Consider the following 13,156-nt stretch of genomic DNA (forward strand, 5'->3'; position numbering starts at 1 on the left):
CTCTGTAATTCTATAACCTTTGTTGATAATCCATGCGGAGATCTGGCACTATCATCGTCCGTGGGATCGTACAGGGTGTGGGCTTCCGCCCCTTTGTCTATGCAACTGCGGAATCGCTTTCCATCCGTGGCTCGGTCACCAATCTCGGCAGCGAAGTCCTTATTCACGCTGAAGGAGACCGTTTTGACGAGTTCCTCGATGTTGTCACAAGAGGGCCGCGCCTTGCAGCCATAGATGAGGTGATCGTCTCACCCCTTTCAGGTACAATCCCCGACCGTTTCTCTATCCTTGAGAGCAAGGCAGGCAACCTCTCCGGCATGATCCCCCCCGACGTTGCGATCTGCGAGGCCTGTATCCATGATATTAATCAGGTGGATGGTCGTTATTTCAACTATTGGGCAACATCCTGCGTAGATTGCGGCCCGCGGTACAGTATCATACGCGCGCTTCCCTATGATCGGGAGAGAACAACAATGGATCTCTTCCCCCTCTGTCCTTCATGCGAGGAGGAGTACTGGAACCCGCGATCCAGGCGCCACCATGCCCAGACGATCGCCTGTGCGACCTGCGGCCCCTCGCTCACCCTGATGGATCCGGATGGCCGGAGCATGCCGGTTGCAGACCCGATCAAAAAGGCAGCAGAACTTCTTGATATGGGAAAGATCCTTGCGATCCGTGGGATCGGGGGTTTCCATATTGCCTGCATCGAATCTTCAGCAGAACGGCTGAAAGCCCTCCTCGGAAGGACCGGGCAGCCGCTTGCAGTGATGGCTGAAGCAGACACCATCGAACGGGTTGCCATGCTGAATGAGAGTGAGAGAGAATATCTTATCAGCCCCGCCCGTCCGATTGTCGTCCTTGAGAAACGCGATCACACTTCCCACCCGACGATATCAAACCTGCATACCCTCGGGATGATGCTCCCCTATACCGGCCTGCACCACCTCCTCTTCAGTCACCTCACGTCACCGATGCTCGTAATGACAAGTGCGAATGTTCCCGGCAACCCGATGATCACAGAGATCGATCTGGTGATGTCGCGTCTTCGGGGTGTGGTGGACTACTTCCTCACCCATGATCGCGAGATCCAGAACCGGTGTGATGATTCGGTTGTCCGTGACGGCCTGATCATCCGCCTCTCCAGGGGTATTGCACCGAAGAGGACCCGGATTGATCTCGGAGACCGTGCCATCCTCGCTGTCGGGCCTGAACTGAATGCCAATGCAAGCTTATACAACAATGGCTTCTGCATCACCTCCCCTCATATCGGAAATATCAGGAACCCCTCGACCGTCCGCTACCTTGAGGAGACGGTGGAGCGGCTCAGGGGCTTAACCGGCACAACCCCTGAGATCATCGCCTGTGATCTCCATCCACAGTTTCTCTCGACACGATACGCAACAGACCTTGCAGAAGAGCTTGGTGCAGCACTGGTCCCGGTCCAGCACCATCGTGCACATATTGCCGCAACAACCCGCGAGCGGTGTGTCGGGATCGCCATTGACGGTGTCGGGTACGGGGATGACGGGACGGTCTGGGGGGGCGAGATCTTTGTCGGGCAGTCACCGGATTATCTCCGGGCCGGACACCTCGAACAGGTGCTGATGCCGGGGGGTGATGCCGCTACCGCACATCCCGAACGGATGCTCTATGGCATCCTCCCCCGGCCCGAGGTACTGGATCTCCTTGCCGGGCGGGGATGGAATGATATCGCCTCTTCGGCACTTGCACATCAGGTTGAAAGAAGGTTCAACACCATACCAACAACGAGTACCGGCAGGGTGCTTGATGCCGCATCTGCCCTCCTTGGCATCTGTTCTGAAAGGACCTATGATGGCGAGCCCGCGATGCGGCTTGAGGCAGTGGCTGCATCGGGAAGACCCGCAGAATGGGAGCTTCTCATCTCTGAAGAGAACGGCCGGCAGGTGCTTTCGACTTCACACCTGATGGAAGAGGCATTTCTGCGGTATCTTCCCCTGAAAGAGGAGAGCCACGAGATACAGAGGCGTGCTGTTGCGGATATCGCCGCATCCTTCCAGTTCAATCTCGCCCGCGGTATTGCCCGGATGGCAGTGTCGGTTGCCGGAGAGCACGGTATCGGAAAGGCTGCCCTCTCAGGAGGCGTCTGCTACAACCATATGATCAGATCCACCATCTGTGAAGAACTCAGGAGAGCCGGAATCGAGCCGGTCATCAATACCGAGTACCCGCTCGGTGATGGCTGCATCTCATATGGGCAGGCGATCATCGCCGGAAGCAGGTGAATTTCGGATGGAGGCACGGGAGTTTGAGTATCCCGAACGGGAATTCAGATCCCCGCCTGAGGATCCTGATGAGATCGCCCGTGTTGAACTGAAGATCTCAAACGTCATCCAGCTCTTCAATACCCTTGACCCAGCGCCCTTCTATGAAAAAGAACTTGATCCTGATGCTGAAGAGTATATCTATGCCTCTTTTGAAGAGATCCCCTTTGATCAGAAGGCCCGGATAACCGTGTACCTGCCGCTCCCCCTCATCTCCCATGAGGTGACAGAGAATATCAGAATGGGAGTTGCCAACCACTTCCTCTATCTTGGATCACTGGCAGGGCACGCCCTCTCGGTCCAATGGAGGCGTGAGCGGCTGAACCTGGCAATCGGGATCGTCTTCCTCTTCTTCTGCCTGACAATCAGCCAGCATGCATCAGATATCTTCGAACAGGGATCTCTTGCCGGGCTGATCGCTGAATCCTTAATCATCATCGGGTGGGTCGCCCTCTGGAAACCGGTTCAGTTCTTCCTCTATGATCTCTGGCCAATCAGGAAGAGAAGACGGCTCTGTGAAAAGATAGCGGCATCAGATCTTGAGGTAAAACCAAATCCTTCCCACCTCTGATGGTGTATCTTTAAACAAAGAAAAAAGCGGGCCTGCAACAGCAGCGTTAGCACTCCGGGGTAGATACAACTGAATGAAAACCTGTTCCTGCCTTCTTCAGTGGCGGGATTGTCCGGGTAAAAAAAAGAAATTTAGCCGAAGAGGGCTCCAAGACCGGCCATGCCGGACTCTTCTTCCTCTTCCTTCTTTGACTCTTCTTCCTCAGGCGCCTCTTCAGCAGCGGCTGCTGCTACAGGTGCTGCGGCAGCTGCGACAGCAACGGGTGCTGCAGCGGCCTTGCTGATGGCATCTTCGATGTCAACGCCGTCAAGGGCGGCAATGAGCGCCTTTACACGGGATTCGTCTGTAGCGATACCTGCGGCAGAGAGAACTGCCTTGACGGATTCTTCTTCAACTGCCTTGTCAGCAGAGTGCAGTAAGAGAGCAGCGTATATGTACTCCATAATTCAGTCACCTTATTCAACTAATACTTTGATTGTGTTCATCTGTCTGTATGCCTTTGCGATGATGCCATCAATGACATCCTTCTCGTAGATAGCGGCCTCTATACCAAGGCTGCGAGCCTCACGGAATGCCTTTGCAAGGATCGTCTCCATCGTGAATGCAGTCGGATAGGCTGCATTGACCGAGAGGTTGAACGCCTGCTGAACGGCAAGAACGAGCTTGTTATAGTATTCAGTCTCGTCAATACCAAGTACATCCGGAAGATACAGCTCATCCTGGTAGAGTGCGACGAAAAGAGATAAACCGACATCCATCGGCTTAACGTCAAGTTTCGAGAGGACACCGGCTTTCTTCCGGTCAATGACCTCGCCAGCCTTTACGACAGTCTTCGTCTCGCGGATCTTCACCTTGCCGCCATCGATGGTGGCCGGGATACCCGCCTGCTGAAGTTCACTGACGATAGGGCCTGGCTTGAAGCTTGTTGCTCCCTTTTGAACAACGATGTCCTCAGGTGCGATCTCACCAGCTTTGGCAGCCCGCTTTGTCTTCGTCTGTTCAAGGGACTTGAACAGTCTGAAGGGGTTGTCGTTTGTGAAGATCAGTGCCGAGTGTCCGGTGATATGCTCTTTGAGATCGTCATATGGTCCGCCAAGATCAGAGAATGCATGCTCTATGAGCGTGTTTCTCATCACCTTGATGATGGCTCTCTCTTTGAGGTTCCGCCGGATCTGCTGGAACTGTGATGCAGGGATACCAAATGTATCGATGATGCCGATTAAGGCATACTCCTGCACATTCTTCTTGACTTCTTCAACCTCATCCTGCTTCCACTGAGGCAGGTGGCGTGTGTATACTGCCATTTAGATCAACCTCACTGCCGGCCCCATGGTCGTTTTGACAAAGACCGAGCGGAGGTTCTGTGAGCCCTGCTCGAGATCTGCTTCGACTCTTTTCAGGACTGTGTTGATATTCTCTGCGATCTGTTCAGGCGTCATCTCTGTCGTCCCGATCTTCGCAGAAAAAGTCAGCTTATCCTTCGTACGGATCCTGATGGAGCCGCGCAGACGCTCTACAATAGGTCTGATGTCCTGTCCCGGGGGGATGGGCATTGGCATCTTGCCGCGTGGACCGAGCCTTGGGCCCAGCCATCGGCCTACGAGTGGCATAACAGCGGTCTCAGCAAGGAAAAAGTCATAATCGCATGCAACCTGTCTGGCTTCACGCGGGGCACCTCCCAGGCGTTCGATCTCTTCAGGGCCGATGATAATATCGGCACCTGCCTCTTTTGCCTGAGTGGTTATGTCTCCTTTGCCCAGAACCGCGATCCTTTTGGTGCCTGCACTCTCTGGCAGAAGAATCGTCGCATCAATACGGTTTTTCGGCTGCGCCATGTCGATGTTCTTCAGGTTGATTGTGATATCCACACTCTCCCGGAACTTCCTCTCTGGCGCCTGCTCGATTGCCGTGGATACGGCCTTCTGAATCTGGGTTAACTCAACCATTAAATGATGCCTCCATAGTTCTCGACCGCAATAATCACGATCTCCTATGGTTGTCTCTATGTCTATGCATTTAGCTGATCATCGAACTGGCCCGCATTGACCGCGGCAATAGCATCCTGTGCCTTCATGCCTTCGATCGTCACTCCAACGGAGCGGCAGGTGCCTATGACTTCCTTGACCGCATTTCTGAGGTCATAGGAGAGCATCGACTCCTGTTTCATGCGAGCGATCCGAATGATCGCTTCAAGCGGCAGATTACCAACCGGCTGGGCATTTGGGCTTGACGCCCCCTTCCCAACACCAACTTCTTTCATGATCAATGCCGTCGTCGGTGGGATACCCACCGAGATGGTGAAGTTCTTCTTATCGTCGACCTCCACCGTAACTGGCACAGTCATTCCATTGAATTCCGCTGTCTTCTGATTGATTTCATCGACAACGGCCTTCACGTTGATGCCGAGAGGGCCCAGCGCCGGGCCCAATGGCGGGCCTGCGGTCGCTCTACCGCCGGGTACCAGTACCTCGACAGTTTCTGCCATAGTATCACCATGCCGGCAACCCCTTAATGGGATTGTCAGCTGTGGTTCATATATGTCAACGGCAGATCTGATAAATATGATGGGGATGGCTCACTGAAAAAGAGGGGGATTGGAGGTGATCAGATTATCTCTTACTCTTCGTTCTTCCGTTCGATGACCCTGACATGGTCGCCCCGGACGGTGATTGGGATTGGAACGATACTCTCATACAGCTCAACAGTGATCTCTTCCTTTCCGAGATCGATCCGCTTGACAACTGCTTTCTCTCCTTTGAAGGGACCAGCGATCAGTTCGACGATGGTTCCCTCATCAATACCTGAGACAACAGGTTTTGGTTCAAGGTAATGCAGAATATCTTCAAGCTTCGTCTCGCCCGGCACAAGTGCCCGTGCACTTGGGATGCTCTCGAGGAGTTCCTGGATCCGGCCGCGTCCTTCCGGCGACTCAAGGATCACATATCCTTTCAGCTCCTCCGGCACAATCACTGAAGAGACCCTGATATCAACATCATTCCGCTCAACAGTACGGAAGATGGAATCTGCAACCGCGCGTTCCTGCTTTGAGGTCGTCTTAATTGCGTAGTAGTGGTTTACTGCCTCAGTCATTTTGATCAGTTCTAGAACACGAGCATGATCTGGTAGATGATAAATCCAACAAGACCGATTATACAAATTCCGATGCCTGCAACGAGGCCGATTTTGCCGAACTCTTCACGGGTGGGTGTCCGTGCCAGTTTCAGTACACGGATATATTTCCTGAAGAGTTCTTCATTCAGATTAAGACCTTTCAGGTCAGGTTTCTTGAGTTCCGGGATATTCATGGTGATCACTTAAGGAAATCTATATCGTATTGCTTCTGGAGCCGCTGTCCGTGAGGAACATCCGGCTTTCCATATATCTGGGGGGACTGAACCCCGGTGACGATAAGCATCGTTCTCATACGGTTCTGCATGCCCGGATCTATCTGGGCACCCCAGATGATCCGTGCGTCGGGATCGATCCGCTCGTATATCTCCTGAACCACGCCTTCGGCTTCCGACATGGTCATATCGGGGCCTCCGACTACGTTCACGAGTGCGGCGGTTGCACCCGAGATATCCACATCAAGGAGTGGTGAACGGAGGGCTTTCTTCACTGAATCGCTTGCCTTGTCTTCGGAATCAGATTCACCCATTCCGATCATCGCGATGCCGCCCTGTTCCATGACAGATCTGACATCTGCAAAGTCGAGGTTCACAAGACCGGGAAGCGTGATCAGTTCGGTGATTCCTTTCACGGCCTTCATCAGCACTTCATCTGCCACCTTGAATGCGGTGGAGAGCGGGAGCCGTGGGACAACCTCAAGGAGACGGTCGTTTGGTACGACGATGACGGTATCTGCAACCTCACGGAGGTGTTCGAGACCCGCCTCGGCATTCTCCATCCTGTTTGCACCTTCGGCGGTGAAGGGGAGTGTCACAACAGCGATCGTCAGTGCTCCTTCTTCACGCGCAGCCTTTGCTACAATCGGTGCGGATCCTGTTCCGGTACCGCCACCAAGACCTGCTGTGACAAAGACCATGTGGCTTCCGGCAATAGCCCTGTGAAGATCACCCTCACTCTCCAGAGCCGCTTCTTCACCCCTGCGGGGAACCGCTCCGGCGCCAAGCCCTTTTGTCGTCTGCCTGCCGATGAGTATTCTCCGGTCAGCTCTTGTCATTGCAAGGTGCTGGGCATCGGTATTGATCGCAATCATCTTTGCCCCATGGATATTCTCTTCGAACATCCGGGTGATGGTATTGGATCCCCCTCCGCCACACCCGACGACGGTGATGATGGTGCGAAGACTCTTGAGGACATCCTCAAAGTCTTCATCATCCATGGTCCCTTCGAATTTCGGGTTGGCCTGTCCATCGACTATTGGCGAGCTTCGATATTCAGCAGGTGCCTCTCCGGCTACCTCGGCCTCTTCCGCCTTCTTCCGTGATAATGCCTCTTCCACGATTGATCTCATGTTATTCTCTCCAATCCCGGGATTGTGATCTCCTGCAGAACATGGGTGGTGACCATATCGGCCAAAATGACCCTCTCTCCGACATTGACGGCCTGCCCGCTGGCAAGCCTGCCGAAGAGTGGTCCTGCTGGTACCCCGAGTTTGCGCGCTTTCTCAGGGTCAAAACGTTCTCTGCTGATGATAAGGCGATCACCCTCTACAACAGCATGAGAATGTTTCGTGATCTGTTGTACACACAGGGTTATTAAATCACTTGCTAATTGTGCCTCTTCCTCATGATATCCGATGAAGGCAGGGAGGGCAACTGCCCCGCCTTTGGTAATTCTGAAACAGGGGGTGATGGTATCAAGGGCGGTGATGAACTCCTCTTTTCCCACCCTGAGCGCTTCGGTGAGGAGTTCTTCATTGATCCTGACCACCGATAATGCGCAGTCCCGCTCCATTCCATGGTTCTTCAGCAGTGATGCAGCCGCAATTTCTGATGCAAGGGCGGTTGCCCGGCTCCAGGTCTTCCAGGGCACACTTCCCATCTCATGAAGCATACCTTCTGTAACAAGCGGAAGCTGTAGTTCCCCGCAAAGCCCGGCAATCAGATCGTATTCCATCGCGCTGAGCGCTTTTTTATCGATATATCCGGCAACAGCCCCGGTCATTCCGGCCATTCTCCCCACCCTGTCAGCAGTCATGCCCCCTGCCTCCCGTGAATGGGCGATATGGCCAAATGCTCCCCGGGTCTCTGACGCGATCACTGTCTGCCGAACCGCATAATGGGTGCCTCCAAATCCGATCAGGGGCAGAAATGCTCCCGGTACTGCGGAGAGCACGCTCCGGGCAACGGCTTCTGCTGCATCTGTATCATGCCATTCCTTCTCAGTGCTCCCGATCTCGACAAAGAATGATGGGGTCGTCAGATCGGTCGGGCCATGATGGGTGATCTCATAGCCTGCACGATATCCATTGGGAGCATACAGCATCAGGTTCCGGAGCACCGCCTGCATCATTCCGGGATCGGCTGCCGGGAGTTCATCAGGTGCACCTCCATATGCCGCCTCTCCGAAGTTACCGGTCACATGAACCGTCAGCACCGGCTCGGGATTTACACTTGTGTGCCGCGAGAGGAAGATGATCCGATCCGCCTGCACCTTCTCATCGAGATCTTCTTCATGGATGAGCCTTCCATCGACCTCATGGAAGAGCCAGCCATCCTGAAGCAGTGGCCAGGCAGCCTCCCCCTCCTGCCCGATGAGATAATCGATCGCTCTTCTGATCGACACCCCTGCCGGATCAAGGCGGGAATGGATAAGCGCAGTTACCATGCTTTATATCTTTGATCCCGTCTCTAAAAGCCTTGATCCACGCTTCAGGTGCCTTCATGGCGGGTGATCCCATTCTGAAAATGCTATATCATCGGAATGCAATGATTGGTATATGTCATACGACGCAGTAGCTGAGGCATTTGCCGCTGAGGGTATTGAGAAAGAGATCAGGTGCGAAGAGGCATTTGCCATCTCCGAGAAGTACAACATAGAAAAATTTGACATATCCCGGTACTGCAACAAAAACGGCATCAAGATCCGTGGTTGCCAGCTGGGTTGTTTCAAATGAGCCGGTTCATCCGGGTGATCCCGGTACATGAGGCAGTATCCCGCCTCCTCTCCATTGCACCGGATCCCGGAACAGAGATGGTCGGACTATCAGGGGCGCTTTTCCGAATCCCGAATGAAGATATCATTGCGTCACATGATATGCCGGGGTTTGCGAGATCAATCGTTGATGGATATGCGGTACTCTCCTCTGACACCATCGGTGCCGGGGAATCGCTCCCTGCGATGCTCACCTGCACCGGCAGGATCGAGATGGGATCAGGTGATCCGGGATCGATTGTGGCTGGGGAATGCAGGTATGTCCCAACCGGCGGGATGATGCCGGAGGGGGCAGATGCTGTTGTGATGATCGAGTATGCCGAGGTGGCAGGGGATCAGATCCTTGTGATGAAGCCGGTCTCTGGTGGCGAGAACTATGTCGCAGCTGACGAGGACTTCAGATCCGGCGAGACGATCATTCCATCAGGCCACCGGATTCTTCCCCAGGAGACGGGTGTGCTTGCAGCAGCCGGTATCCTCTCTCTTCCGGTACGGCGCATACCGCGGATTGCGGTCATTGCAACCGGAAATGAGGTGGTCGCCCCTGATCAGGTGCCCCTGCCGGGGCAGGTGCGGGATGTGAATTCGATCGTCTGCGAGTCATTCATCCGGCAGTGCGGCTGTATCCCCCTGTCGCTTGGGATCGTGCCGGATGAACCTGATGCACTCACCGCTGCCATACAGGAGGCAGTTGAAGAAGCCGATGCCATCTTCATCTCCGGCGGTAGCTCCAAGGATGACCGTGATGCAACCGCACGGGTGATCGCTGATCTGGGACGGGTTCTTGTTCATGGGATTGCGATATCCCCGGGCAAACCGACGATCATCGGCGAGATCCAACATCATCCCGTGATCGGCCTCCCCGGCCATCCATCTTCGGCATTTATGGTCATGCGGGCGATCTGCGCACCCCTTCTCGCTGTGATGAGCGGTATCAGTCTTCCGGAGCAGACCTGTTCAGCCACACTTGATGCAGGGATCCCCTCTGCAAAAGGGAGGGAGGATTATGTCCGGGTGAAGGTCAGGGACGGGGTGGCAACCCCGCTCTTCTCAAAGAGCGGACTCCTGCATACCCTCGTAGAAAGCGAGGGGTATGTCCGTGTGCCCGCAGAGTCCGAAGGATTTGAAACAGGTTTTGTTGTGGAGGTGATCCTGTGGTGAACAGGTATCTCTCTCTCGTCCCGCTCGAAGAAGCGATCGCACTCATCGGCAGGCGCTGTCCGCCAGTTCCGCGGGTGATCCGCGTTCCCCTCATGGAGAGTGTCGGCAGGGTAACGGCCAATCCTATCTATGCGGCATATTCTGTTCCCGAAGCACATCTCTCGGCAATGGACGGGATTGCGGTCTCTTCGCGGGCAACCAACGGCGCAACCGATAAGCATCCGGTCATCCTTTTGGATGCAGTCCGCGTGAACACCGGCAATGTCATTCCATCAGGCTATAATGCCGTGATCATGATCGAGGATGTCGCATTTGAGGGCGGAGGATATGCGATCAGAAGAGCAGCAGCACCATGGCAGCATATCCGGCCGGTCGGGGAGGATATCGCCGAATCCGAGATGGCTCTTCCCCGGGGCCACCGGATCCAGTACCACGATATCGGGGCGCTTGCCGCATACGGGATCACCGATGTCGCAGTTCTCTCCCTCTCTGCCGGACTTATTCCGACGGGGAGCGAACTGGTGGCTCATGGCACACGCCCACAACCCGGCCAGGTTGTCGAGAGCAACTGCCAGATGGCAGCAGCACATCTCCGCTCTCTCGGAGTCCATGCGGCGGTCTCTCCCCTTGTACCTGACGACCCTGAACGGATACGGGACGCGATTGATGCCGCGGTATCTGCTCATGATATCGTGATCATCTCGGCAGGTTCGTCTAAGGGTACCAAAGATTATACAGCGCAGGTCGTCGGCGAACTCGGCGAGGTGCTGGTTCATGGTGTTGGTATCAAACCAGGAAAACCGGTGATCATCGGGGTGATCCGGGGCAAGCCGGTGATCGGCCTCCCCGGCTACCCACTCTCGGCCCTGACGGTGATCCGGGAGATCATCACGCCGGTGATCAGGGATGCCGGGATCCCGGTCCCATCCCGCGAGGTTATAGAGGCGGAACTGACCCGGACACTTGCCTCGGATATCGGAACCGATGAGTTCGTCCTGATGACCGCCGGCCGCGTGGCAGGACGGCTGATTGCAACACCCCTCTCACGTGGTGCAGGTGTCCAGATGAGTGCGGTCCGGTCCAACGGGGTTCTCAGGATACCTGCTGATTCAGAAGGGCTGGAGGCAGGTGAAATGATTCCGGTTTCCCTGAGTGTGCCGAAAGAGGAACTCGAATCTGCTCTCATTCTAGCCGGAAGCCATGATCCGATCCTTGACCGGCTGGCTGATCTCCTCGCTCCGCTCCCGGTCCACTCTGCACATATCGGGAGTATGGGAGGTATTCTTGCCCTGAAGAGGCGGCACTGCCATTGCGCGCCGATGCATCTTCTTGCACCGGATGGCAGCTATAATGTCCGGTACCTGGAACGGTACCTTGCAGGAGAGGAGGTGACCCTTGTCTGTGTTGCAGAACGGGAACAGGGTATCGTCTCACGGGATGGGATCACCTTTGAGGAGCTGGATTCGGTCTCGTTTGTGAACCGGCAGAAAGGGTCAGGTACCCGGATGCTCCTTGATCACCTCCTGAAGGAGCGTGGTATCGATCCATCGGCGATCTCAGGCTATGATCGGGAGATGACGACCCATCTTGCCGTAGCCCTTGCTGTCCGAAGCGGTGAGGCGGATGCAGGTCTCTGTGTCGCATCTGCGGCAGAGATCGCAGGTCTCTCATTTGTCCCGGTGGGAACCGAGCGGTATGAGATCGGGATCATGACTGAAGATCTCGAAGATCCCCGGATCAGATCCCTCCTTGAAGTGATCGAATCAGATTCATTCAGAACAATCCTGAACGAATCAAGCGGTTACAGGACCGATGCCACCGGTATCAGGCAGACCCTCTCCCTCTAACCCATATCTTTTAGTTCGAGGACTGTCAGGATATCAGTCCGGGTAACAATTCCAACGATTTTCCCCTCTTCGACGACCGGGATCCTCCCGATATTCTGCATTGTCATGATCCTGAGTGCGTCGGTGACCGATGCGGATGGCGGAAGGGTGGTGATCGGCTGCCTGCTCATCACATCACGAACCTGCATCGCTTCGCGGTCGATATCGCTGGTCCTGTGGATATCCGCAAGGGTAATGATACCAATCAGATCCCCCCGGTCCACAACAGGAAATCCAAGATGTTTTGTGGTGTACATCAGCCGTATCACTTCGGTGAGCGGGAGGCTCATCTCGACACTCAGGACCTCTTTTGACATGATCTCGCCGACGGTTACATCCTGGAGGAGGAAGTTCGTTGTAACCATTGACGATTCCTGGCTTGCGCCAATATAGATGAAGAATGCGATGATGATCAGGATGAAGCTGAAGGTGAAGATCCCGATGATCCCAAAGAGTATGGCAAACCCCTTCCCGATATCCGATGCAATCCGTGTTGCACGATGAAGCGGCATCCGTTTTGCAAGCCAGGCGCGAAGCACCCGTCCGCCATCCATCGGGAATGCCGGAAGGAGATTGAAGGCAAAGAGCAGGATATTCAGGATCGCCAGGTATCCGAATCCATAAATGAAGACACCTGCAACAGCCGGGGCTTCAACGACCAGATCAACGGCATATACAAGAATCCAGCTGAGGATCCCAAGCCCGAGGCTGGTGAGGGGGCCCGCAATCGCCATCGGGAGCTCCACTTTTGGGTCCGGGAGCATCTCCTCCATCGAAGCGACGCCGCCGAAGATGATCAGCGTTATTGAGTTGATCTTAATGCCATGGGCACGTGCAATAAGCGAATGGGCAAGTTCGTGGATGAATACACAGAAGAAGAGGGTAAGCGCCACGATCGTGCCGAGAATATAGGGTACAACACCGCTTTCAATGATGGTTCTGTCGATGGGGATGGCAAAGATGCCCTCAATAAATTCGACTGTCAGGTTGATCTGGCTGCCGATGATCCATGCAAAGAGGGGTATCACCAGTAAAAAAGTGATATGAAGGCGGACAGGTATGTCAAAAATCCGTCCTATCTCCAGCGATCCATTCATGCAAGGGAGTATCTTTTT

General features: G+C 54.7%; 14 protein-coding genes. 5 read left to right on the forward strand and 9 right to left on the reverse strand.

The window, feature by feature from the left end:
- Positions 1-32: 32 nt before the first annotated feature.
- Positions 33-2,264, forward strand: coding sequence for a carbamoyltransferase HypF (gene hypF / locus ACYUBO_RS02275; protein ID WP_460372045.1), 2,232 nt, complete (start codon positions 33-35; stop codon positions 2,262-2,264).
- Positions 2,218-2,874, forward strand: a complete 657-nt coding sequence (locus tag ACYUBO_RS02280; protein ID WP_460372047.1) for a hypothetical protein — start codon at positions 2,218-2,220, stop codon at positions 2,872-2,874. The genes hypF and ACYUBO_RS02280 overlap by 47 nt, the downstream gene beginning before the upstream one ends.
- 131 nt (positions 2,875-3,005) lie before the next feature.
- Here the strand turns inward: ACYUBO_RS02280 and rpl12p are convergent, their stop codons facing one another.
- The 8 genes from rpl12p to ACYUBO_RS02320 all read right to left on the reverse strand — a co-directional run bounded on the left by rpl12p (position 3,006) and on the right by ACYUBO_RS02320 (position 8,667).
- Complete coding sequence (gene rpl12p, locus ACYUBO_RS02285) at positions 3,006-3,317, reverse strand: 50S ribosomal protein P1 (protein ID WP_300331854.1); 312 nt, start codon at positions 3,315-3,317, stop codon at positions 3,006-3,008.
- 12 nt (positions 3,318-3,329) lie between these two features.
- Positions 3,330-4,178: a 50S ribosomal protein L10 gene (locus ACYUBO_RS02290; protein WP_460372049.1), complete on the reverse strand. Its 849-nt coding sequence runs from the start codon at positions 4,176-4,178 to the stop codon at positions 3,330-3,332.
- Positions 4,179-4,820: a 50S ribosomal protein L1 gene (locus tag ACYUBO_RS02295; RefSeq protein WP_300331860.1), complete on the reverse strand. Its 642-nt coding sequence runs from the start codon at positions 4,818-4,820 to the stop codon at positions 4,179-4,181.
- Between the two features lie 62 nt (positions 4,821-4,882).
- A complete protein-coding gene (locus tag ACYUBO_RS02300) occupies positions 4,883-5,359 on the reverse strand; it encodes a 50S ribosomal protein L11 (protein ID WP_300331863.1) in 477 nt (158 codons plus the stop codon).
- Positions 5,360-5,490: 131 nt separating this feature from the next.
- Positions 5,491-5,964, reverse strand: coding sequence for a transcription elongation factor Spt5 (locus ACYUBO_RS02305; RefSeq protein WP_300331866.1), 474 nt, complete (start codon positions 5,962-5,964; stop codon positions 5,491-5,493).
- A gap of 11 nt (positions 5,965-5,975) precedes the next feature.
- Positions 5,976-6,179 (reverse strand): protein translocase SEC61 complex subunit gamma, encoded by a 204-nt coding sequence (locus ACYUBO_RS02310; protein WP_300331869.1) that lies wholly within the window; start codon positions 6,177-6,179, stop codon positions 5,976-5,978.
- Positions 6,180-6,184: 5 nt separating this feature from the next.
- Entirely contained in the window at positions 6,185-7,351 is a 1,167-nt protein-coding gene (gene ftsZ / locus ACYUBO_RS02315) for a cell division protein FtsZ (protein WP_460372053.1), read from the reverse strand.
- The gene (locus ACYUBO_RS02320; RefSeq protein ID WP_460372055.1) at positions 7,348-8,667 is read right to left on the reverse strand and encodes a D-aminoacyl-tRNA deacylase; all 1,320 of its coding nucleotides are present in this window, start codon (positions 8,665-8,667) and stop codon (positions 7,348-7,350) included. Before ACYUBO_RS02320 ends, ftsZ begins: the two co-directional genes overlap by 4 nt.
- 112 nt (positions 8,668-8,779) lie before the next feature.
- Between ACYUBO_RS02320 and ACYUBO_RS02325 the strand changes: the two genes are divergently transcribed.
- From ACYUBO_RS02325 to ACYUBO_RS02335, 3 genes are read left to right on the forward strand one after another with little or no spacing between them, the layout of a single operon-like run.
- Positions 8,780-8,956 carry a hypothetical protein gene (locus tag ACYUBO_RS02325; RefSeq protein ID WP_300333638.1) on the forward strand — a complete coding sequence of 59 codons (177 nt, stop codon included), beginning with the start codon at positions 8,780-8,782 and terminating at the stop codon, positions 8,954-8,956.
- A complete protein-coding gene (locus tag ACYUBO_RS02330) occupies positions 8,953-10,155 on the forward strand; it encodes a molybdopterin molybdotransferase MoeA (RefSeq protein ID WP_460372057.1) in 1,203 nt (400 codons plus the stop codon). Before ACYUBO_RS02325 ends, ACYUBO_RS02330 begins: the two co-directional genes overlap by 4 nt.
- Positions 10,149-12,002, forward strand: coding sequence for a molybdopterin biosynthesis protein (locus ACYUBO_RS02335; protein ID WP_460372059.1), 1,854 nt, complete (start codon positions 10,149-10,151; stop codon positions 12,000-12,002). The genes ACYUBO_RS02330 and ACYUBO_RS02335 overlap by 7 nt, the downstream gene beginning before the upstream one ends.
- On the opposite strand, the gene ACYUBO_RS02340 is transcribed toward ACYUBO_RS02335, so the two are convergent.
- The gene (locus ACYUBO_RS02340; RefSeq protein ID WP_300331883.1) at positions 11,999-13,138 is read right to left on the reverse strand and encodes a CBS domain-containing protein; all 1,140 of its coding nucleotides are present in this window, start codon (positions 13,136-13,138) and stop codon (positions 11,999-12,001) included. The two genes, ACYUBO_RS02335 and ACYUBO_RS02340, sit on opposite strands and share 4 nt — an antisense overlap.
- Positions 13,139-13,156 lie beyond the last annotated feature (18 nt).

Source organism: Methanocalculus sp. MC3, assembly GCF_054767395.1.